The following is a 22,574-nucleotide window of genomic DNA, read 5'->3' as shown; positions in this document are numbered from 1 at the left end:
CGTTCCCTACCTGCTTCCTACCTCACGCTTATAACTTACTCTTGAGGAGTCACTTTTTCGGAAATATAGGCCATGATTTTGTCTAGCACTAAACCAACAGCACCCAAGTAAACAATTGCCAAAATCATTTCATGAATATTCGCATTGTTGTAAGCATCCACAATGAAAAAGCCAATTCCATCATCAGACAGCAACATTTCGGCGGCGACAACTGCTAACCATGATAGACCAATAGCAATTCTCAACCCGGTAAATATATGGGGTAAAGTTGCTGGTAACAAGATTTTGTAAAAACTTTCTAATGGTGATAAACCCAATAACTTAGAAACATTTCTATAATCTTTGGGAACAAGCTTGACACCTAATGCTGTATTGAGAATAATCGGCCAAATAGCAGTGATACAAATTACAAAAATAGCTGAGGGATTAGGTTTGAGAAATACCGCTTGGGCTAACGGTAGCCAAGCCAAAGGAGCAACAGGACGCAGTAATTGTATGAGTGGGTCGATGGCTTTTCTACAAAAGCTATTTAAGCTAATAATAAACCCGATGGGAATACCTATTAATGTAGCCAGCAAATAACCAACAACTACTCGCTTGAGACTAGCGAGAATTAACCAGAAAAAACCTTTATTATTACCGCCTTTATAAAAAAACGGGTCTTTAATCAAATCCCAAGTATTGTTAATAACTGCAAGCGGCGACGGCAAAGATGTATCAGGACGCAAGCTTAAAAAGTGCCAGGATATCAAAAAGATACAAATACCAAATATAGAAGGAAAGAACTGCGTTAGCCTTTGGTAGGACACTACTGCTATGCGCTGGATAAAAGTTTTATACCTAGCTTGTGAGTACATTTATTTATAGCCTCAGGAAGTAATGATTCAGTAATTGAAAATATTCAAGTTGTTGAAACCATTAAGAGTATAATTTTTGCGTCCATCATCTCAATACACGTACTAGTTTTGATATGAAGAAGCTTTTAATTACTGGTGCTAGCGGTTTTTTAGGATGGCACCTTTGCCAAGCAGCGCAACAAGAATGGGAAGTTTATGGAACTTATTGCTCTCATGAGTTATCTGTTCCCGGTATAAAATTACTCAAGGTCAATTTAACAGATTTTTTAGAACTTAAACAAATATTTAATGAAATTAAACCAGATGCAGTCATACATACAGCTGCACAATCACAACCAAATTTTTGTCAAATCCATCCTGATGAATCATATACAATTAACGTCACTGCTTCTTGCAATCTTGCCGAACTTTGTGCGGCGGCTTCTATCCCTTATGCGTTTACATCCAGCGAACTAGTTTTTGATGGCATCAAATCTCCTTATAAAGAAACTGACACCGTATGTCCTGTGAATATTTATGGTGAGCAGAAAGTCTTGGCTGAAGTGGGTATATTAGAACGTTATCCCATAGCAACAGTGTGTCGAATGCCTTTAATGTTTGGTAATGCTACACCTACAGCTAAAAGCTTTATTCAGCCATTCATTCAAACCTTAAAATCTGGTCAAGAACTGACTTTATTTATAGATGAATTTCGTACCCCTGTCAGTGGTACAACAGCAGCTAAAGGGATTTTATTAGCATTAGAAAAAGTTAAAGGCATAATTCATTTAGGAGGCAAAGAACGAATTTCTCGTTATGATTTTGGGCATATATTAGCCGAAGTCTTTCAATTACCAACAGCAGGAATTAAAGCCTGTCTTCAACAAGATGTAAACATGGCAGCACCCAGACCAGCAGATGTTTCCTTAGATAGTTCTCAGGCGTTTGCCTTAGGTTATCAACCTTTATCTATCAAGTCAGAATTAGAGGCATTGCTCAAAAAGGTAGGGGGCGACTAGTGATACCAATTCAAAATTCAAAATTCAAAATTCAAAATTAAGAAACCTATATTTTGCAAAGGTTTCTGGGTTCGGATTTGTATCGGAATTTTAGTGAAATGGTACGAGATATGTGGTTGTTCTTTGATTCAGAATGTGAGGATAAGCGATCGCCTTTACACCCATTTATTTTTCTCAAAAATATTAAGCAATCCTTAAAGTTACGAGGAGATCACTTAAAGTAACATATTATTCGGTTTATTTTACAACGATATTACTTTTGTGAATGTCTAATTTCCTCAGTGTTAGTTTTGATGCAAATCTTTGTTTGTCAAATCTAACTGATAGTAGAAGTTAAAAAGATAGTTTTTTGGAAAAATAGCTACGAGCAATAAAGAAGAATTGGGAACAAACTAATGAAAGCTAGAATTATTGCTGTTTTGGCGATCGCCCTATCTATTGCCAGCTTAGAAAGCCTGGTTCGCGCCCAGACACCAGCAACGCCAAACCCAAGTACCCAAGACTATAAGTTAACTGGTGACTCTCTAGAAGGAATTGGAAATAGGTCAGCACAGGATGACTTCTCACAATTCTTTAACACCAGTATTCCCACTAACCATATAAAAGATAATCAGAATCTTAGTGGATGGAGGTCAAATCGATCAACCTCATTAGATACTCCAGTTTTATTACAGCCAGCACAAGAGTCAGTTAATGGTAATGATGGAGTGCAGGTACAGTTAGATTTAGGAAATCAGTGAAAAATTGTTAGTTGTCAATAGTCAACGGTCAATAGTCAATAGTCAATAGTCAATAGCAATTCTCTCTTACACCCCTACACCCTTAATTAAATTGCCAAAAACCAATCTAAAGAATAATTCTGCAAGCAGTTTGCAGTAAAATTAGTCCTTTAGATAGAGGAGGGCAAGACGGATGACTCGTGTCATTATTGTGCGTCACGGCCAAAGTACTTATAATATCGAACGGCGTATTCAAGGACGTGCTGACGTATCAACATTAACGGATCGAGGTCGTAGTGATGCTAGTAAGGTAGGCAAAGCCCTCACTAACATTTCCTTTAATGCAATTTACAGCAGCCCGCTCCAGAGAGCAAAACAAACAGCAGAGATTATTCATGGTGAACTAGCAAATGAGGCTGTCCAGTCTGCTGATGTGCAGATTTCCGAATTGTTACGAGAAATAGACTTGCCTTTGTGGGAAAAAATGCTGACATCTGAGGTCAAGCAGAAATTTCCTGAAGATTACCGCATTTGGCACGAAAACCCCCAGGAACTACAAATGTTAGTTAACGACAATGGGGTAACAAGAGAACATTTTCCAGTTTTATCTTTGTACGAACAGGCGCGGCAGTTTTGGCAAAACATTTTGCCCCATCATCGAGGTGAAACCATTCTCATCGTTGGACACAACGGCATTAATCGCGCCCTCATCAGCACAGCCTTGGGCATTCACCCCAGTCGTTACCATTCCATACAGCAATCTAACTGTGGAATCAGTGTATTAAATTTTGCTGGGGGATTGGGTGACCCAGTGCAACTAGAGTCGATGAATCAAACCCAACACACAGGCGAGACTCTACCTTCCTTGCGTCCTGGTCATCAGGGAGTGAGATTGTTGTTGGTGCGTCACGGCGAAACTGAATGGAATCGCCAAACTAGGTTTCAGGGACAAATTGACGTTCCCCTCAATGATAACGGTAGGCAACAAGCGCAAAAAGCCGGGGTGTTTCTGCAAAATGTAGCAATTGACTTTGCTGTGAGTAGTTCTATGCTGCGTCCCAAAGAAACAGCCGAGATTATCTTGCGCCACCATCCAAGTATCAATTTGGAGTTGCAAGACGGTTTAAGAGAAATCAGTCACGGACTTTGGGAAGGAAAACTAGAAGCCGAAATAGAAGAGGAATTTCCTGGTGAATTAGAGCGTTGGCGGACTATACCAGGCCAGGTACAAATGCCGGAAGGTGAGAATTTACAGCAAGTGTGGGAACGTAGCACGGAAGCCTGGCAAAATATTGTGCAAACAGCCTTAGATAATCAACGCCAAACAGGGTTAATCGTGGCTCATGATGCCACAAATAAAACCTTACTGTGTCATATTCTCGGTTTACCCACAGACAATTTCTGGAATTTTCGTCAAGGTAATGGTGCTGTTAGTGTCATTGATTACCCCTCTGGATTAAATGGTGTACCAGTACTGCAAGCCATGAATATTACCACCCATTTGGGTGGTGTATTAGATAAAACCGCAGCTGGAGCATTATAGGCAAAATATAGATCACAATAGACAAGCAGTCCCAGCACTGATAGGTTACATGACAACTGAACTTCTGCAACAAGTAAGGGTAATCGACCCGGTTTCGGGTATTGACAATATCACAGATGTGTTAATTGCTGATGGTGTAATTCAAGCCATTGCCCCAAATATTCCTAATACTAGTCCTGATACTCAAATTAGAGATTGTCGAGGATTAGTTCTTGGCCCCGGTTTAGTGGATTTATACAGCCACTCTGGAGAACCAGGATTTGAAGAACGGGAAACGCTGGCATCTTTCTTACAAGCGGCGGCGGCTGGTGGTTTTACCAAAGTCAGTATTTTACCCGATACATCTCCGGCTATTGATAATCCAGGGCTGGTGGCACAGTTGCAGAAGCGGGGACTGGGGATAGGAGATTGGGGACTGGGAAGCAATTCTTCTCCCCTGCACCCCTGCACCCCTGCACCCCTGCTCCATCTTTGGGGTGCTATTACCCTGGATGTGGCTGGGAAGCAGATGACAGAATTGGCTGATTTAGCGGCGGCGGGGGTGGTTGGTTTTACTGATGGGTTGCCTTTAGACAATTTAAGCCTGGTGCGGCGCTTGCTGGAATATGTCCAACCATTGGGGAAACCTGTAGCATTTTGGCCGTGCGATCGCCAACTCTCTGCTAATGGGGTGATGCGGGAAGGCGCAGATGCCCTCCGCTTTGGTTTACCTCCCATACCCCCCAGCGCAGAAACAACAGCGATCGCTGCTTTATTAGAGTTGGTTGCCGCTACAGGTAATACTCAAGTACACATTATGCGGGTTTCCACCGCCCGTAGTGTGGAACTAATCGCCGCCGCCAAAGCCAAAGGTTTACCCATCACCGCCAGTACCACTTGGCTACACCTGTTACTAGACACAAAAGCAGTTAAAAGTTATGATACCAGCCTGCATTTAGACCCACCATTAGGTAACGCCAGCGATGTCAAAGCATTACGTGCAGGAGTCCGCACAGGGGTAATAGATGCGATCGCCATTGATCATGCGCCATACACCTACGAGGAGAAAGTCCAAGCCTTCGCCGAAGCACCACCAGGGGCGATCGGTTTCGAGTTAGCATTACCCTTACTTTGGCAAAATCTTGTAGAAACTGGAGAATTTACGGCTTTAGAATTATGGCAGGCTTTGAGTACTCGTCCAGCCCAATGTATTCAACAAAAAGTGAGTGCATTTGCCCCTCATCACAAAGCAGAACTAACTTTATTTGATCCTCAGAAAATCTGGAAAGTCGAGAAGAAAAATCTGTGTACACTTTCTAGTAACACATCTTGGTTAGGGCAAGAATTACAAGGTCGAGTCATCCAAATTTGGCTCTAAAGGTAGGATAAATATGGGATTTGGGCTGAAGACTTTGGTTGAGCAGAGTATCCAATTGTTGACTGTTGCACCAAGGTTAATACCGGGAGTGCTGCAACAACCGACAATTCGTCATCCCATTGCCGTGAGTTTAGGTGCGATCGCCGGCGCGCTCAGTCGCTATTATCTCAGTTTGTGGTTTGCCCAACGCTTCGGCATTACTTTTCCCTACGGCACATTGTTCATTAATATTACCGGCTGTTTAGCTATGGGTTTCTTTTATGCCCTAGCTTTAGAGCGAGTATCCTTAATTTCTCCCGAAATCCGATTACTCATAGCAGTTGGCTTTCTCGGTGCATACACCACATTTTCAACTTATGCCTTAGACACCTTTACCCTTTTAGGCGATCGTAATTTAGTAGCAGCAGGGTTTTACTGGGCTGGCAGCACCATATTAGGAGTTATCAGCATCCAGATAGGTATAATTCTTGGTAGATTATGTGGCAAGGGTTTAGGGGTTTAGGGGTTTAGGGGTTTAGGGATAAATCTTTCTTTTCCTTACACCCTCACACCCTCACACCCCTACACCCTCCCAACCCGAAAGTCCCGATTAAAGACCTAATTTCTCTAACACTGGCTTTGTCGAAACAATGTGGCGATCTAATCCTAATTCTTCAGGACTAACACCTAATGCCAAAGCAATTAACTGTGGTAAGTGCAGCACTGGCAAACCTAGTTTATGACCGATAACTTTTTCCACTTCTGGTTGACGAGAATCTAAATTGAGATGACATAAAGGACAAGGGGTAACTAAACAATCCGCCCCTGCCGTTAAGGCATCTTGAAGGTGCATCCCCGCCATCTTAAAAGATTCATTAGTGGCATAACTAGACAAAGGCCAACCACAACATTGTGTCCGTCCACGATAATAAATTGGCTCTGCCCCCACAGATTGAAAAACATTTTCCATCGCTTGTGGGTTGTAAGGATCATCGTAAGGCATTAACTTTTGGGCGCGGAGTAGATAGCAGCCATAAAAAGCTGCACACTTCAAACCAGATAGCTTACGGGTCACACGTTTGGTAATTTCCTCTAAGCCGTAGTCTGTGACTAAAGCGTAAAGCAGATGTTTCACCTCTGTACTACCCTGATAGGGTGAACAACCTTCTTTGTGTAACAGACCATTCACCTGTTCTAGATAATCAGGGTTACTGGTCTGAGATTCTTGCAAACGCTCATTAACATGACCAATCACACCCTGACAAGTACTGCAATGAGTTAGTAAAGGTAAATTTAATTCTTCTGCTAGGGCAATATTACGAGCATTGACTGTATCTTCTAGCAGTTGGGAGTCTTCCTTAAAAGTGCCAGAACCACAGCAGGCAGCTTTTTTCAATTCAATCAGTTGAATACCTAAAGCTTGGGTAAGAGCTTGAGTAGACTGATACAGTTCCCGACAAGCACCTTGGGCAACACAACCAGGAAAGTAAGCATATTTTAGTGTCTGAGATAGCATAAAATTAGGTTTATTTTAGGGCAACTGCCCCGATGATAACTTTTCTATCACCCCTCACAGGCCATACTTAAGAGGAATGGTAATTTTTTTTGGACATTTGCCAAAAATTTAGTAAGAATTGGTAAACAACAGCATTTACAAAGCGTAGGCGTGATGACCGACAGTCGGTCAAAGCCCAAAGTACAAAGTCTTATCTGGACTAGCAAAAAAATCGCTCATAGCACGAGCTTATATCAATAGAGCTAAGTAGCAAGAAACAAGGGCTGGGTCAAAACACGTACTCAGCACTCAGGACTAAAAACTCAGCACTGCCCACCCTATTCTATATTTGGAACTGGGACGCTATGCGGACGATCGCGCTTTCCGATAAGATGTATATGCTCAAAATGTTGCCCACAAAGCGCAGACAATAGCAACCGGTTAAGGACCTTTATCTATGAGCCAATCAGAAACTTTTGAAAAAGTCAAAAGCATTGTTGTCGAACAACTAAGTGTGGAAGACCCTGACAAAGTAACTCCAGAAGCTAGTTTTGCCAACGATTTACAGGCTGATTCCCTCGATACAGTAGAACTAGTAATGGCTTTGGAAGAAGAATTTGAGATCGAAATTCCCGATGAAGCCGCAGAGAAAATCACCACCGTTCAAGAGGCGGTGGATTACATCAATAACCAAGTTGCCGCATCAGCTTAAGCAGCGATTGGGGATTGGGGACTGGGTGCTGGGTATTGGGTACTGGGTACTGGGTACTAGGGACTGGGCATTGGGTACTAGGGACTGGGTGTTGGGCGAAAATCTTGGAGTAATTTCTCCCCCTGCCTCCCCGAAGTTCGCCCGGAGGGAAACCCTCCTTGCGACTTCTCTTCCTGCCTCCCCTACCTCCTGCCCCCTGCCCCCTGCCTCTTCCCAATCCCTAGTCTCTAGTCCCTAATTTTTGCAGCTTTCTCGCCACCTTTAACTGAGTCATGACAGATTATAATCGTAAACGCGTTGTTGTCACGGGTGTTGGCGCGATTACACCTATTGGTAACACAGCCTCTGAATATTGGGAAGGATTGTTAAGCGGACGCAATGGCATTGACTACATCACCCACTTTGATGCGTCTAGCCATGATTGTCGTATTGCTGGTGAAGTGAAAAACTTCGACCCCCATGAGTACTTGGAGCGCAAAGAAGCCAAGCGCATGGATCGGTTTTCCCAATTTGCAGTTGCAGCAGCCAAACAAGCACTTGCGGATTCCCAGTTAGTCATTAATGAACTGAACGCCGAACAAGTGGGGATTATTATTGGTTCTGGGGTAGGCGGACTCAAGGTCATGGAAGACCAGCAAACCATCTATCTCAACCGTGGTCCCGATCGCTGTAGTCCCTTCATGATTCCCATGATGATCGCCAACATGGCGGCTGGACTGACAGCAATTCACACTGGTGCTAAGGGTCCAAATAACTGTACCGTCACCGCTTGCGCCGCAGGCTCTAATGCGATCGGCGACGCTTTCCGCCTAGTTCAAGGCGGTTATGCCCAAGCCATGATTTGCGGTGGGGCTGAGGCAGCAATTACACCATTAGGTGTAGCTGGGTTTGCGGCTGCACGGGCGTTATCAACTCGCAATGATGACCCTGCTCATGCTTGTCGTCCCTTTGACCGCGATCGCGATGGATTTGTCATGGGTGAAGGTGCGGGAGTTCTGATTCTGGAAGAGCTGCAACACGCCATAAGTCGCGGCGCTCGCATTTATGCCGAAATTGTTGGTTATGGTATGACTTGCGATGCTTACCACATGACATCCCCAGTTCCGGGCGGCGAAGGAGCCTCCAGAGCCATCCAACTGGCACTCAAAGACGCAAACATCACCCCAGAACAAGTTAGCTACATTAATGCTCACGGCACCAGCACTTCAGCAAACGATACCACTGAAACCGCAGCGATTAAACGAGCGCTAGGAGACCACGCTTATAAAATAGCAGTCAGCTCCACCAAATCGATGACAGGTCATCTTTTGGGTGGTTCTGGAGGTATTGAAGCTGTAGCCACAGTGTTGGCAACTGCTCACGACCAAATTCCACCTACAATTAATATTCAAAACCTTGACCCAGATTGTGACCTAGACTACGTGCCTGACTCTAGTCGCGCTCACAAAGTCCAGGTAGCATTGTCTAATTCTTTTGGATTTGGTGGTCATAATGTCACACTAGCTTTCAAAAAGTACGTGTGAATAAGGCAAGAGGTAGGGAGAAAAACTTTTGATTTTATATCTTTCATATCTCCCCACTCTCCACTTGTCGGCTCTCCTGAAATCAACCAGCTAAAAGTATCATAGATATCATTCCCGACCCAGCCAAGGGTTCAGCGTGACCAGATTCTTGGCTTGATAAATTACCACAAACTCAGGAGATCCCGCTTGTCCACGGACAATCGGGAATGGGATGATGAGGATAACGTAGGGGAATGAAAATCAGTTGTCATTTATTCAGTATCAGTCATCAGTAGTGAATCCTATCTTGATAATTGTTAACTGTTAATTGCTAGCTGAGAAAAATAACCCCAGTAAAAGTAGCTTGAAGAGTGCTAACCCGTCGTTAAGAACAAGAGATTATGGCTGTTGCAACCCAATCCCTCGAAGAACTTTCTATTAATGCAATTCGTTTCTTGGCTGTTGATGCCATAGAAAAAGCAAAATCGGGACACCCCGGACTACCGATGGGCGCGGCTCCAATGGCTTTTGTGCTGTGGAACCGCTTTATGCGGTATAACCCGAAAAATCCCAAATGGTTTAACCGCGATCGCTTTGTTTTGTCTGCCGGTCATGGTTCCATGTTGCAGTATGCCCTGCTCTACCTGACAGGCTACGATAGCGTCAGTATTGAAGATATCAAGCAATTCCGCCAGTGGGAATCCAAAACCCCCGGACACCCAGAAAACTTCATGACCGCAGGCGTAGAAGTCACCACCGGGCCACTAGGTCAAGGTATTGCCAATGGTGTTGGTTTAGCGCTCGCAGAAGCTCACCTCGCAGCTAAGTTCAACAAACCCGATGCCAAAATTGTTGACCATTATACTTATGTAATTTTAGGTGATGGTTGCAACATGGAAGGCGTTTCCGGTGAAGCTGCCTCCCTGGCTGGACACTGGGGATTAGGTAAACTGATCGCCCTGTACGACGACAACCACATCTCTATCGATGGTTCTACAGATGTAGCCTTTACCGAAGATGTTTCCCAGCGTTTTGAATCTTATGGCTGGCACGTCATCCATGTTAAAGATGGCAACACCGATTTAGAAGCAATTCATAAAGCCATTGAAGAGGCAAAAGCTGTCACCGATAAGCCCACCTTGATTAAGGTGACAACCATTATCGGTTACGGTTCCCCCAACAAATCTAATACTGCTGGTGTTCACGGTGCAGCATTGGGTGGAGACGAAGTAGCCTTAACTCGTCAAAATCTGGGTTGGTCACACGACCCATTTGTTGTTCCCGAAGATGTCCTCAACTATACCCGTAAAGCAGTAGAGCGCGGTGCAGGCTACGAATCTGACTGGAACAAAACCTACGCAGACTACAAAGCTAAATATCCCCAAGAAGCAGCTGAATTTGAGCGTCACTTAAGCGGCAAACTGGCTGACGGCTGGGATAAGGTATTACCATCCTACACCCCCGAAGATAAAGGACTTCCCACCCGTAAGCATTCAGAAACCTGCCTCAACAAATTGGCGGCGGTTCTACCTGAACTCATTGGTGGTTCGGCTGACTTGACCCATTCCAACCTCACCGAAATCAAGGGCAAAGGCGACTTCCAAAAAGGACAATACCAAAATCCCAACATCCACTTTGGTGTCCGGGAACATGGTATGGGCGCAATCTGTAACGGTATTGCACTGCATGGTTCGGGATTAATTCCCTACGGCGCTACTTTCTTAATCTTCAGTGATTATATGCGCGCTCCCATCCGCTTGTCTGCCCTGTCTCAAGCCGGTGCAATTTGGGTCATGACCCACGACTCCATCGGTCAAGGTGAAGACGGCCCCACCCACCAACCAATTGAAACTCTGGCTTCACTCCGTGCTATTCCTAACCTGACAGTAATTCGTCCCGCCGACGGTAATGAAACCTCCGGCGCTTACAAAGTAGCAATTGAGAGAGCTAAGAACAATGCTCCCACTTTGTTGGCGTTTACTCGTCAAAATGTTCCCAACTTGGCAGGTACATCGATTGATAACGTAGCTAAGGGCGGATACATAGTTGTAGATACCGATGGCACACCAGATTTAATCCTGATTGGTACTGGTTCAGAATTGAGCCTCTGTGTCACCGCAGCCGAGAAACTTAAAGCTGAAGGCAAGAAAGTTCGTGTAGTTTCCTTGGCTGCTTGGGATTTATTTGATGCCCAAGATGCAGCTTACAAAGAATCAGTTCTACCTAAAGCTGTCACCAAGCGTTTAGCTGTAGAAGCGGCTAGCAGTTTCGGCTGGCACAAATATATTGGTAGTGAAGGCGATGTTGTAACTATAGACCGCTTCGGTGCTTCTGCTCCTGGCGGCATTTGTTTGGAGAAATTTGGCTTTACCGTTGATAATGTATTAGCTAAAGCTAAACAATTGTTGGGTTAATAGCAACAGAATATTCTCTTACATTAACTATAGGGTGGGCATAATGCCTGCCCTTTTTTATTGCGCTGTGCGTGTCAGTTGGCAGTTTTTAGCTTAGGACTATTGATCATCAAAATAGTTGCTAACGATGCCAAAATATTGGCATAAAAGTGCAAAATCATAATTCCTGATAATTTATAATATGTGTTTAGGTGCTGTAGCGATAAAGATAATTAACTTCATGAAAAATTCTCATATGTGAATTTTTCATTCTTCCGCATATATATAACTCCTATTTGATTTTTACTGGCGTAGTCTGTGTTGGCGCTGAAAAATTCCAAATAGACAAGACTTGTTGTGTGTTCCCTATTTTATGCAGGTAATTTCAAAGAAAAGCGGAATGTCATAACATTTACTTAATTAGGCTCAACAGATGAATCACAGCAAATTATCTCAAAATAAGTCTATAATCTTGGGCTTATGTTTACCAGCGATCGCTGCATATTTCACCCTAAAGACCGGAACCTTTTCTCTACAACCAGCTAACGCCAAACAAACACAATCTTTCCAACTAGCACAACAAAGCAGTTCCCCATCCGAAAAAGTCAGAATTGCCATTCTCGATTTTGATTTTAGTAGCGTCAGCAACCCCAGTTACCTATCACTTTTTCCCGCAGGTAGTAAGGGTGTCAGTGACATCCTTGTAAATAGGTTAGTGAAAAGCGGTAATTTTGTTGTCGTGGAACGTAGCCAATTAGAAGCTATTTTAAGAGAACAAGATTTAGGTGATTCTGGGCGAGTTGATGCTAGTACAGCCGCAAAAATTGGCCGCATTTTAGGCGTTGAGGCGGTTGTCATCGGCTCAGTTACTCAATTCGACGTTCAACAACGGCGTTCTGGAGGCGGCTTTTTAGGATTTGGTGCAGCAAGTACCGATACTGATGCTTTAGTCAAGTTGAATATTCGCGTAGTCAATACAACTACAGCCGAAATATTATTTGTAGCTGAAGGTAATGGGAATGAGAGTCAGTCAGACACTCAAGTCAGCGTACTGGGTATTGGTGGAGGTTCCTCTACTAGTAATGAAGGCAAATTACTCACCAAAGCCACGGAAAAAGCGATCGATCAAGTCATCACTGAATTAAATACAAAATCAACCAATTTAGCCGCTTTACCAAAAGCTTTACCCAGTGTTAACGCAACTGTAGCCGATGTCACAGGAAATACTGTGATTTTAAACAAAGGTCAATCAGACGGTTATCGAGTCGGGATGAAACTTTCCATTGAGCGAGTGACAAAACAAGTGAAAGACCCGACCACAGGTAAAGTTATACGCAGTGTTACTCAACCATTAGGCATGATTCAACTAGTTGATGTGGATGCTACGTCTAGCGTTGGGAAAATCACTACTGGCGGTAAATTCAAAGTAGGCGATATTGCTAAACCTGCACAATAGAATCTTACTCGGTTGATGGGAGCGATCGCCTTTTCTTAATTACCTTGTGAAAAACAAGATACCCGACTTTTCAAAAAAGTCGGGTATCTATGATGGCTAGGCAATTAAACTAAAATCGCTACTACTTAAAGTAATATCAGGATTACCTAAACGAGCAAACTCAAACACTGTACCTGTACCCAGAACATTACCGTCTCGATTGTAGAATAAGCTACCACTACCTTGGCTATAGACAATCCGCGCACTACTAGCATTAACAAATTCATCATCACTGACAACGGCAAAATCAGTTAAAGCCTGTCCTGCGCTATTAGTAACAGCATTAAATGTAGCTTTACTCAACACAATTTGGTCTTGTCCCACATCAAACTGGCTAATGTAATCAACCCCTAAGCTGGAACTAAAAACACCACTACTTTGGAATAGATATTTATCCTGACCAGCGCCACCAGTCAGAATATCATCCCCCAATCCACCCCAGAGGGTATCATTTCCAGCTAATCCTTGCAGTTGGTCGTTTCCGTTACCACCAGCCAGAATATTATTTAAAGCATTACCAGTGAGCCTGTCATTACCTGTACCACCTGTAGCATTTTCGATGACGTTATTAGCAGAGAGAATCAGTTTGAGGTTGCTATTCACCGTTTGTGATGTAGTCACACCCAAATTCACCCTGACAGCACCCGTACTACCACTGAAGTCAATAGTGTCAATACCACCTGTAGCGGTTTCTGTAATGGTGTCCGTTCCCAAGGCAGCATTAGCTACAAAGGCATAAGTATCGTTTCCAGCGCCACCAGAAAGAATATTATTGCCACTATTACCAGTAAGGACATTATTTCCGGCATTACCTGTACCGTTAATTGCTGCTGTTCCTGTGAGGGTGAGGTTTTCCACATTGGTTGGCAAAGTGGTAGTCACAGAAGCACTGAGGGTATCGGTGATAGTTGTGGTAACAGTATTGGTTGTCCCAAGAGTAGCATTGGTGGGAGAAGTCAACCTCAGCGTAAAGGTTTCATTTGCCTCATTAACTGAATCATTGAGAATGGGGATATTGATGACTTTACTGGTTTCCCCTGGGTTGAAAGTCAGAGTTCCTGTTGTGCTTGTATAGTCCGAACCTGCTGTAGCTGTACCATTAGCGGTGGCATATTGCACGGTGATAATTTGACTGCTGGCTTGGGAAAGAGTAACGGTATATGTAACGTTTTGAGGACTGGTACTACCTTCGACTATGGTTTGACTACCACTGAGATTGATAGTAATGCCAGTAGGTGAGGTATCATCATTAGTAATGGTTCCAGTGACGGCTGTTGTTGTCCCGACTGTATAACCTGTGCCGGTTGCTAAAGTTAAAGCAACGGTTTCGTTACTTTCGACGGTGGTATCTGCGGTAGGATTAATCGTTAAGATGGCTGTACTTGCACCCGCCGCAAAGGTAATGGTACCCGTGGTAGCAGTGAAACTAGTAGCGCCACTTTGAGCATAGTCAGTGTTGAGGGTAGCTGTCCCAGCAACGCTATAGTTAACAGTTAAGGCGTTGGTAGTGCTGCCAGTGCGGGTGAAAGTGTAAATTAGATTTGGGGTTCCGTCTTCGGTAACGCTAGCTGGAGATACGGCTAGGGTGATAGTTGGAGAGGTATTACCAATGGTTATAGTTTGATCTGAAAATTGTATTTGTTCAACTTCACGTAATGTATCTACGCCATCACGATTAGCCACTGTATCGGTAACTGTAAAAACACCTCCACTACTGGTTACTTGATATTGAGAACGAGTACCTGAGTAAACGGCGATATCATTACCAGCGCCACCATAGAATGTGTCATTACCAGCACCACCTTCAAAACGGTCGTCACCTTGTTCACCAAATAAGACATCATTACCATTAAATCCTCTGAGGGTATCATTACCTAAACCACCGAATAACTGATCTGCGAAGTTAGTACCATCGATAGTTTCATTGTTGTTAACAGTATTAGTGTTGAAGATGAAATCACTAGCTTGTAGTAGATTGGGATTAATGTTATTGAGTTTGATTTGTGATTGAGAACCATTGAAGAAGGTAGTAATTAAGGCATTATTCTGACCATCATTACTAATGAGTGTTTGTAATGTTGACCAATCACTAATATTGAGGCTTCTGAGGTCAATCTTGTCTTGTCCACGTACAAAATCTATGACTACATCATTGTCTTGTAGCTGTTCCAAGTTAAAGACATCATTACCAGCACCACTATAGAAAGTATCATCACCCCGACCACCTTCAAAACGGTCATCACCCTGTTCACCAAATAAGACATCATTACCATTAAATCCTCTGAGGGTATCATTACCTAAACCACCGAATAACTGATCTGCGAAGTTAGTACCCTCGATAGTTTGATTGAGGTTAACGGTGTTGAAGATGAAATCACTAGCTTGGAGTAGGTTTGGGTTGATATTCAGTAGTTTGATTCGCGACTGAGAACCATTGAAGAAGGTAGTAATTAAGGCATTGTCTTGACCATCATTACTAATGAGTAATTGCAGGGTAGTCCAATCATTAATATTCAGGTTTCTGACATCTATTTTGTCTTGTCCACGTACAAAATCTATGACTACATCATTGTCTTGTAGCTGTTCCAAGTTAAAGACATCATTACCAGCACCACCATAGAAAGTATCATCACCCCGACCACCTTCAAAACGGTCATCACCCTGTTCACCAAATAAGACATCATTACCATTAAATCCTCTGAGGGTATCATTACCTAAACCACCGAATAACTGATCTGCGAAGTTAGTACCCTCGATAGTTTGATTGAGGTTAACGGTGTTGAAGATGAAATCACTAGCTTGGAGTAGGTTTGGGTTGATATTCAGTAGTTTGATTCGCGACTGAGAACCATTGAAGAAGGTAGTAATTAAGGCATTGTCTTGACCATCATTACTAATGAGTAATTGCAGGGTAGTCCAATCATTAATATTCAGGTTTCTGACATCTATTTTGTCTTGTCCACGTACAAAATCTATGACTACATCATTGTCTTGTAGCTGTTCCAAGTTAAAGACATCATTACCAGCACCACCATAGAAAGTATCATCACCCCGACCACCTTCAAAACGGTCATCACCCTGTTCACCAAATAAGACATCATTACCATTAAATCCTCTGAGGGTATCATTACCTAAACCACCGAATAACTGATCTGCGAAGTTAGTACCCTCGATAGTTTGATTCAGGTTAACGGTGTTGAAGATGAAATCACTAGCTTGTAGTAGGTTTGGATTGATATTCAGTAGTTTGATTCGCGACTGAGAACCACTAGAAAAAGTAGTAATTAAGGCATTGTCTTGACCATCATTACTAATGAGTAATTGTAGGGTAGCCCAATCATTAATATTCAGGTTTCTGACATCTATTTTGTCTTGTCCACGCACAAAATCTGTAACTACATCATTGTCTTGCAACTGTTCAAAGTTAAAGACATCATTACCAGCGCCACCGGTTAAGGTATCATCACCCCGACCACCTTCCAAACGGTCATTTCCACCTAGTCCAGAAAGTGTATCATTACCATTGAAGCCTTGAATAATATCGTCGCCAGAAGTGCCGCTTAAATTATCGTTGCCGTTTGTTCCTGAAATAGGATCCATAGTTTTACTGTCCTTTTTTAGGTTGGAAAATCGTGCGAATGCGTAGAGACCTTGCAGTGCAAAGCCTTAAAAATCTTGGTTAATTAGTTTTACCGGTAAATTCTCGCATCTTTTTCCTATTGTGGCAAGACAAATGTATCCAGCAATCCTACATAAGTTACAAACAAAAAAAAGATACCGGACTATTTCAAGAAGTCCGGTATCTGAGCCTCTGGATATTTACGTGTTTTCTTAATTCCTAATTTTTAAACCTAATATGTCGATATTGCAGGCGATCGCGCCCACAATTTTTCTGTTCAACATAAAATATTTAGGCATATTTAGCACCAGGTGGCTCCTTCTTGCAGAGGAGAGGTACTCTACGAGAAGCGTTCCGCGCTATGGAGAGGGGTTTTAAGAATAAGTCGCACATCGCGTTAACTTATTGCCTGTATATTGCACGATGTTTAGTACACTAGATTACTAACAAGCCTTCAAGCCTTCCTAACACGGCGGAAGTATTGAAACAAGTAGGCAACTTGGTTAGATAAAAGTTATGGCGCTTATAGTTCAGAAGTTCGGTGGTTCATCTGTCGGTTCAGTAGAACGTATTCAAGCAGTGGCACAGCGTGTCTACAAAACAGTGAAAGCAGGAAATTCGCTGGTTGTAGTGGTTTCTGCAATGGGCAAAACCACCGATGGACTCGTCAAACTAGCCAATGAAATTTCTCGCAACCCTAATCGTCGGGAAATGGATATGTTACTCTCCACAGGGGAACAAGTCACCATTGCCCTACTTAGTATGGCATTGCAAGAACTTGGACAACCAGCGATTTCCATGACTGGCGCTCAAGTAGGAATTGTGACAGAAGCTGAACACACCCGCGCCAGAATTTTACACATCGAAACTGAACGAGTAGAAGGCCATATTCAGGAAGGTAAAGTAGTTGTAGTAGCTGGTTTTCAAGGGATATCCAGCAATGGCTCACTAGAAATCACCACTTTGGGACGTGGTGGTTCCGATACATCAGCTGTAGCTTTGGCAGCAGCATTACAGGCAGATTTTTGTGAAATTTATACAGACGTACCAGGAATTTTAACTACAGACCCCCGCATAGTGCCGGAAGCCCAGTTAATGGGTGAAATCACCTGTAATGAAATGCTGGAGTTGGCAAGTTTAGGGGCAAAAGTGTTACATCCCCGTGCGGTGGAAATTGCCCGTAACTATGGGATGCCTTTAGTAGTCAAATCTAGCTGGACGGATGACCCTGGTACTTGGGTAACTACACCAAAACCCCAAGGGCGATCGCTCATCAATTTAGAACTAGCCCGGCCGGTGGATGATGTAGAACTTGATACAGACCAAGCGAAAGTCGCTCTGTTACGCGTACCCGATAAACCAGGAGTAGCAGCAAAATTATTTGGGGAAATTTCCCGTCAAAAAGTAGACGTAGATTTAATTATTCAATCAATCCATGAAGGTAACAGTAACGACATCGCCTTTACTGTTACCACACCTATATTAAAACGAGCAGAAGCCGTAGCCGCCGCGATCGCCCCATCCCTCCGCAGTCCATCTCATCCCAAATCAGACGAAGCTGAGGTGATGGTAGAACAAAACATTGCCAAAGTCAGTATTGCTGGTGCAGGGATGATCGGCCGTCCTGGGGTAGCCGCCAAAATGTTCACCACCTTAGCCGAAGCTGGCGTAAACATTCAAATGATTTCCACCAGCGAAGTCAAAGTTAGTTGTGTTATTGATGCCCAAGACGGCGATCGCGCTATCATCGCCCTCCGCAAAGCCTTTGAAATCGAAACCCCTCTCCACTCCCCCACTCCCCCTACCCTCTCCACTCACAACTCCCCTCCCGTTCGCGGTGTCGCCTTAGACTTAAACCAAGCCCGTCTAGCTATTCGTCAAGTCCCAGACCGTCCAGGGATGGCGGCGCAGTTGTTTGGTATTCTCGCCCAGAACAATATCAGCGTAGACATGATTATTCAGTCTCAACGTTGTCGCATTGTTGATGGTGTTCCCCGTCGGGATATTGCTTTTACAGTCCCCCGCATGGATGGGGAAACTGCCCAAAAATTGCTGTGTCAAGTAGCCCCAGAGTTGGGTTGGGGTGATGTGGTTTTGGATAGTGCGATCGCTAAAGTTAGTATTGTCGGTGCTGGAATGGTAGGTCAACCAGGTGTAGCCGCCAAAATGTTTGAAGCATTAGCTAAACACCAAATCAATATTCAAATGATTGCCACTTCCGAAATTAAAATCAGCTGTGTTGTCTCTCAAGAACAAGGTGTACAAGCTTTACAAGTTATTCACACCGCTTTTGAGTTAGCAGGTACCGAGAAATTTGTTGTACCTGTGTAGTTGCTGAGTTTGGGCTGATTTAACTCATGATCTTAACAATCTCTGAAGAAGATCGCTATACATATAGCGATCGCACTCTCTGCACGCAGTAAAATTTACCTCTACTCGGTTGGTATTTTCAGTAGCCTTGACAGTACTGAAAAGTTAGAATACATTAAGAAATATATAGCAATTTAATATTGATTTAATATTTCTTCTTGCAACAAGAAGCTTTTTGGTGCAACCAGAAAAAATTCTGGTTTATGCAAAGTCACAATAATATCCTGCGACTAAAAATAAATCCCTAAACCGTCATCGCTTGACGACCGAATAAAAACATATATTATTAAATAACGAGCGTTCGATATAAATAATCCGTAATTATGCCTAAGATTGTTGACCATGACCAATATCGGAAAGAACTGCTCAGTAAATGCTTTGATTTATTTGCTGAAAAAGGCTACGGTTCCATCACCATGCGGCAAATTGCTCAAGGTTTAAATGTTTCTACAGGTACGCTGTACCATTACTTTCCCAGTAAACAAACGTTATTTGAGCAATTAGTAGAAGAAATAAGTCAACAAGATGTGAGTGCAGCATTAGCTGAGATGGATGGAAGCAAAACGATAGAAGAGGCGATGACAGCCTTAGGTCGATATTTGATTAAGCATGAAGATTACTGCATTAAATGGACGTATGTTTGGGTGGATTTTTGCCAAAGTCAAGATGTAGAGGAAGTACAGAAAAATATTGTATTCAAACGTGTTAATCAACGCTATCAGCAAGCTGTTTGTGATTTTTTAGGCATTCAAGATCCAGCGATAGCAACCTTTGTTTTGAGCTTGATTAATGGCTTGATTTTGGAAAAACTCTGGTGCAACCAGACAATTAATTTTCAAGAACAATGTACTTTGTTAGGAAAAATGTTGACACTTTATTTAAAAAATAATCCAACAAATCAAGTGGCTAATTATCATCTTAATTGATTTTATTTCTTGGTTAAATTAACTTATTTTGTGAGGAGAAGATGAGTCAAAAACTGTTATTTAAGCCTGCCAATCAAGGGGTAATTGCATTAGTAATTGCAGCTACCGCCGTTACATCGGGAATTGTGTTGTATGCAGTTAGTCAGTTTGGGCAAGTAGGTAAAACCAGTGCATCCGATGCTGTAGTAACTGAGGCGATCGCTCCCAAGATAACTGCTTTGGGTAGACTAGAGCCAGAAACAGAAGTGATCAGCTTATCTGCACCATTGGCTTTAGATGGCGATCGCGTCGCCCAAATCCTAGTGGAAGAAGGTGACGAAGTGCAAGCTGGACAAGTAGTAGCAATTTTAGACTCCCGCGCCCGCTTGCAAACCGCCGTACTCCAAGCCGAAAAACAAATACGCGTTGCCCAAGCCAAACTCAATCAAGTCAAGGCTGGAGCCAAAACTGGCGATATCCGCGCCCAGCAAGCTAGCGTGGAACGCTTACAAGCCCAATCCCAAGGCGATAGAACAGGACAACAACAAACCATTGCGCGGATAGAAGCGCAATGGCAAGGTGACAGAATCGCCCAAGAAGCCACAATTAGGAAGCTAGAGGCAGAACTGAAAAATGCCGAAGCCGAATATCAACGCTATCAGCAGCTTTACTCAGAAGGGGCAATTTCTAGTTCAGCAATTGATACCAGACGCTTGAGTGTGGAAACTGCCAAAGAGCAACTAGACGAAGCCAAAGCAGTGCTGAACCGAATTAACTCCACTGCTAGCAAAGAACTAGCGGAAGCCAAAGTTGCACTGAACCGGATTAACGCCACCAGTAACAAGCAAATTAGCGAAGCCAAAGCCACACTCACCAGTATTGCCGAAGTTAGACCAGTGGATGTGCAAGCAGCACAAACAGAAGTTGAAGATGCGATCGCTTCCCTAAAACGCGCCACAACCGATTTAGAAGCAGCTTATATCAGAGCGCCACAAGCGGGACAGATTCTCAAAATTCATACCCGTGTCGGCGAAAAAATCAGTGAAAATGGCATTGCTGACCTAGCACAAACTAACCAAATGTTAGCTGTTGCCGAAGTCTATCAAACCGATATCGGTAAAGTGAAACTGGGACAGCAAGCAGCCATTACCAGTCAAGCCTTTGGTGGCGAATTGCGAGGAAAAGTTTCTCAAATCGGCTTGCAGGTACGACGACAAAACGTATTTAGCAACCAGCCAGGAGAAAACCTCGATAGCCGAGTTGTTGAAGTCAAAATTCGCCTCAACCCTGAAGACAGCAAAAAAGTTGCAGGTTTCACAAACTTGCAAGTACAAGCAGCAATTGAAACGATTCAAAATTCAAAATGAAAGAATTTTGAGTATTGGGAAGTAGCAAGAAAACCCTTGACTATTGACTGTTGACTGATGACTATTGACTAACGACTAAATAATATTATGTTGTCTCAAATGTTTCGTAAAACTCCGCTAGCTTGGCGGCAGTTAATGAAGGAAAAGACTCGGTTAGCGGTTGCAGTTGCTGGTATTACCTTTGCCGATATGCTGATGTTTATTCAGCTAGGGTTTGAAAGTGCGCTGTTTGATGCGGCTGTGAAACCTCACCGCAATTTACAAGCGGATTTGGTGTTAATTAACCCTCAATTTCAAACTTTGTTTTCAGTCAAGAGCTTTTCTAGAGAACGACTATATCAAACCTTAGGTTATGAGGGTGTGCAGTCAGTAACTCCCCTGTATATAGGTACTGGACAGTGGCGTAATCCAGAAACTCGTCAGGATAGAGCCATCTTAGTATGGGGTATAGATCCGGCTACATCTGCTTTTACATTTCCAGAAATCCGCAAAAATCAAGATCAGATTAAACAGCTAAATCAAGTCTTATTTGATCAAGCTGGTCGCCCAGAATATGGAGCCGTGGGTGATATTTTCAAAAAAACCAACAGCTTTCAAACTGAACTAAATAATATTGGCGTTAATGTGAGCGGTGTGTTTAGCAACGGAGCTTCTTTTGCGGCTGATGGTAACGTCATTGCTAGCGATTCCACATTTTTAAGACTATTTCCCGAACGCAAACCAGAGCGCATCGAAGTGGGATTAATCACCCTCAAACCGGGGGTAGATAAAGAAAAAGTGCGATCGCAACTAGCCGCAGGCCTACCCAATGATGTCAAAGTCTTGACTCCCGAAGGGTTTGCCCAAACTGAAAAAGAATACTGGGCAAACGGGACTGGGATTGGTTTCATTTTTGGGTTAGGTGTGGGAGTAGGTTTTATTGTGGGTATTGTGATTGTTTACCAGATTCTCTACTCTGATGTTTCTGATCACTTACCAGAATATGCCACCCTCAAAGCAATGGGTTATACAGACCGCTATCTTTTGGTAGTCCTACTGCAAGAAGCATTGTTACTAGCTTTCCTTGGTTATCTCCCAGCGTATATCTTGTCTTTTGGGCTATATCAAATTACTTACGCTGCAACCATGTTGCCCATAGCCATGAAGCTAGAACGGGCAATCACCGTATTTATTCTCACTATTATCATGTGTACCGCTTCCGGTGCGATCGCTATGCGAAAACTCCGTTCTGCTGATCCTGCGGATGTGTTTTAGTCATTTGTC

Annotated in this window: 17 protein-coding genes; 14 read left to right on the top strand and 3 right to left on the bottom strand. The window is 43.2% G+C overall.

Annotation, left to right across the window (positions count from 1 at the left end):
- Nucleotides 1-35 precede the first annotated feature (35 nt).
- Nucleotides 36-857 (bottom strand): nitrate ABC transporter permease, encoded by an 822-nt coding sequence (gene ntrB / locus GSQ19_RS24185; protein ID WP_011320361.1) that lies wholly within the window; start codon nt 855-857, stop codon nt 36-38.
- Between the two features lie 113 nt (nt 858-970).
- On the opposite strand from ntrB, the gene GSQ19_RS24180 reads away from it, so the two are divergent.
- The 6 genes from GSQ19_RS24180 (at nt 971) to crcB (ending at nt 5,976) form a co-directional block, all read left to right on the top strand.
- Nucleotides 971-1,855 carry an SDR family oxidoreductase gene (locus tag GSQ19_RS24180; protein ID WP_011320360.1) on the top strand — a complete coding sequence of 295 codons (885 nt, stop codon included), beginning with the start codon at nt 971-973 and terminating at the stop codon, nt 1,853-1,855.
- Between the two features lie 98 nt (nt 1,856-1,953).
- Nucleotides 1,954-2,079: a hypothetical protein gene (locus tag GSQ19_RS30330; RefSeq protein WP_255449090.1), complete on the top strand. Its 126-nt coding sequence runs from the start codon at nt 1,954-1,956 to the stop codon at nt 2,077-2,079.
- Between the two features lie 171 nt (nt 2,080-2,250).
- The gene (locus tag GSQ19_RS24175; RefSeq protein WP_011320359.1) at nt 2,251-2,595 is read left to right on the top strand and encodes a hypothetical protein; all 345 of its coding nucleotides are present in this window, start codon (nt 2,251-2,253) and stop codon (nt 2,593-2,595) included.
- Between the two features lie 172 nt (nt 2,596-2,767).
- The gene (locus tag GSQ19_RS24170; RefSeq protein ID WP_011320358.1) at nt 2,768-4,117 is read left to right on the top strand and encodes a histidine phosphatase family protein; all 1,350 of its coding nucleotides are present in this window, start codon (nt 2,768-2,770) and stop codon (nt 4,115-4,117) included.
- A 49-nt stretch (nt 4,118-4,166) separates the two neighbouring features.
- Complete coding sequence (locus GSQ19_RS24165; RefSeq protein WP_011320357.1) at nt 4,167-5,474, top strand: dihydroorotase; 1,308 nt, start codon at nt 4,167-4,169, stop codon at nt 5,472-5,474.
- A gap of 13 nt (nt 5,475-5,487) precedes the next feature.
- A complete protein-coding gene (crcB, locus tag GSQ19_RS24160) occupies nt 5,488-5,976 on the top strand; it encodes a fluoride efflux transporter CrcB (RefSeq protein WP_011320356.1) in 489 nt (162 codons plus the stop codon).
- An 87-nt stretch (nt 5,977-6,063) separates the two neighbouring features.
- Here the strand turns inward: crcB and GSQ19_RS24155 are convergent, their stop codons facing one another.
- A complete protein-coding gene (locus tag GSQ19_RS24155) occupies nt 6,064-6,969 on the bottom strand; it encodes a CoB--CoM heterodisulfide reductase iron-sulfur subunit B family protein (RefSeq protein ID WP_011320355.1) in 906 nt (301 codons plus the stop codon).
- Nucleotides 6,970-7,405: 436 nt separating this feature from the next.
- Here GSQ19_RS24155 and acpP point away from each other — a divergent pair, with 436 nt between their 5' ends.
- The 4 genes from acpP to GSQ19_RS24135 all read left to right on the top strand — a co-directional run bounded on the left by acpP (nt 7,406) and on the right by GSQ19_RS24135 (nt 13,011).
- The gene (gene acpP / locus GSQ19_RS24150; protein WP_011320354.1) at nt 7,406-7,660 is read left to right on the top strand and encodes an acyl carrier protein; all 255 of its coding nucleotides are present in this window, start codon (nt 7,406-7,408) and stop codon (nt 7,658-7,660) included.
- 272 nt (nt 7,661-7,932) lie between these two features.
- Nucleotides 7,933-9,183 (top strand): beta-ketoacyl-ACP synthase II, encoded by a 1,251-nt coding sequence (fabF, locus tag GSQ19_RS24145; protein WP_011320353.1) that lies wholly within the window; start codon nt 7,933-7,935, stop codon nt 9,181-9,183.
- A 380-nt stretch (nt 9,184-9,563) separates the two neighbouring features.
- Complete coding sequence (gene tkt, locus GSQ19_RS24140) at nt 9,564-11,576, top strand: transketolase (RefSeq protein WP_011320352.1); 2,013 nt, start codon at nt 9,564-9,566, stop codon at nt 11,574-11,576.
- A gap of 412 nt (nt 11,577-11,988) precedes the next feature.
- The gene (locus GSQ19_RS24135) at nt 11,989-13,011 is read left to right on the top strand and encodes a CsgG/HfaB family protein (RefSeq protein ID WP_011320351.1); all 1,023 of its coding nucleotides are present in this window, start codon (nt 11,989-11,991) and stop codon (nt 13,009-13,011) included.
- A 96-nt stretch (nt 13,012-13,107) separates the two neighbouring features.
- Here the strand turns inward: GSQ19_RS24135 and GSQ19_RS24130 are convergent, their stop codons facing one another.
- Entirely contained in the window at nt 13,108-16,650 is a 3,543-nt protein-coding gene (locus GSQ19_RS24130; protein WP_159368359.1) for a M10 family metallopeptidase C-terminal domain-containing protein, read from the bottom strand.
- Between the two features lie 535 nt (nt 16,651-17,185).
- On the opposite strand from GSQ19_RS24130, the gene GSQ19_RS24125 reads away from it, so the two are divergent.
- From GSQ19_RS24125 to devC, 4 genes are all read left to right on the top strand, one after another.
- Complete coding sequence (locus tag GSQ19_RS24125) at nt 17,186-19,000, top strand: aspartate kinase (RefSeq protein WP_011320349.1); 1,815 nt, start codon at nt 17,186-17,188, stop codon at nt 18,998-19,000.
- 362 nt (nt 19,001-19,362) lie between these two features.
- Entirely contained in the window at nt 19,363-19,965 is a 603-nt protein-coding gene (locus GSQ19_RS24120) for a TetR/AcrR family transcriptional regulator (RefSeq protein WP_011320348.1), read from the top strand.
- A gap of 41 nt (nt 19,966-20,006) precedes the next feature.
- Complete coding sequence (locus GSQ19_RS24115) at nt 20,007-21,311, top strand: ABC exporter membrane fusion protein (RefSeq protein WP_011320347.1); 1,305 nt, start codon at nt 20,007-20,009, stop codon at nt 21,309-21,311.
- Nucleotides 21,312-21,398: 87 nt separating this feature from the next.
- Nucleotides 21,399-22,565, top strand: coding sequence for an ABC transporter permease DevC (devC, locus tag GSQ19_RS24110; protein WP_011320346.1), 1,167 nt, complete (start codon nt 21,399-21,401; stop codon nt 22,563-22,565).
- Nucleotides 22,566-22,574 lie beyond the last annotated feature (9 nt).

Source organism: Trichormus variabilis 0441 (assembly GCF_009856605.1).
In the GTDB taxonomy this organism is placed as follows: Bacteria; Cyanobacteriota; Cyanobacteriia; order Cyanobacteriales; family Nostocaceae; genus Trichormus; species Trichormus variabilis.
Note: the sequence above shows the minus strand (reverse complement) of the source record. Positions and strands in the feature narration are given on the sequence as shown.

Coding starts and splice junctions, on each gene's coding strand:
- GSQ19_RS24115 (WP_011320347.1), top strand. CDS start 20,007: ATGAGTCAAAAACTGTTATTTAAGCCTGCCAATCAAGGGGTAATTGCA.
- tkt (WP_011320352.1), top strand. CDS start 9,564: ATGGCTGTTGCAACCCAATCCCTCGAAGAACTTTCTATTAATGCAATT.
- ntrB (WP_011320361.1), bottom strand. CDS start 857: ATGTACTCACAAGCTAGGTATAAAACTTTTATCCAGCGCATAGCAGTA.
- GSQ19_RS24135 (WP_011320351.1), top strand. CDS start 11,989: ATGAATCACAGCAAATTATCTCAAAATAAGTCTATAATCTTGGGCTTA.
- acpP (WP_011320354.1), top strand. CDS start 7,406: ATGAGCCAATCAGAAACTTTTGAAAAAGTCAAAAGCATTGTTGTCGAA.
- GSQ19_RS24175 (WP_011320359.1), top strand. CDS start 2,251: ATGAAAGCTAGAATTATTGCTGTTTTGGCGATCGCCCTATCTATTGCC.
- GSQ19_RS24170 (WP_011320358.1), top strand. CDS start 2,768: ATGACTCGTGTCATTATTGTGCGTCACGGCCAAAGTACTTATAATATC.
- devC (WP_011320346.1), top strand. CDS start 21,399: ATGTTGTCTCAAATGTTTCGTAAAACTCCGCTAGCTTGGCGGCAGTTA.
- GSQ19_RS24180 (WP_011320360.1), top strand. CDS start 971: ATGAAGAAGCTTTTAATTACTGGTGCTAGCGGTTTTTTAGGATGGCAC.
- GSQ19_RS24130 (WP_159368359.1), bottom strand. CDS start 16,650: ATGGATCCTATTTCAGGAACAAACGGCAACGATAATTTAAGCGGCACT.
- crcB (WP_011320356.1), top strand. CDS start 5,488: ATGGGATTTGGGCTGAAGACTTTGGTTGAGCAGAGTATCCAATTGTTG.
- GSQ19_RS24125 (WP_011320349.1), top strand. CDS start 17,186: ATGGCGCTTATAGTTCAGAAGTTCGGTGGTTCATCTGTCGGTTCAGTA.
- fabF (WP_011320353.1), top strand. CDS start 7,933: ATGACAGATTATAATCGTAAACGCGTTGTTGTCACGGGTGTTGGCGCG.
- GSQ19_RS24165 (WP_011320357.1), top strand. CDS start 4,167: ATGACAACTGAACTTCTGCAACAAGTAAGGGTAATCGACCCGGTTTCG.
- GSQ19_RS24120 (WP_011320348.1), top strand. CDS start 19,363: ATGCCTAAGATTGTTGACCATGACCAATATCGGAAAGAACTGCTCAGT.
- GSQ19_RS30330 (WP_255449090.1), top strand. CDS start 1,954: ATGGTACGAGATATGTGGTTGTTCTTTGATTCAGAATGTGAGGATAAG.
- GSQ19_RS24155 (WP_011320355.1), bottom strand. CDS start 6,969: ATGCTATCTCAGACACTAAAATATGCTTACTTTCCTGGTTGTGTTGCC.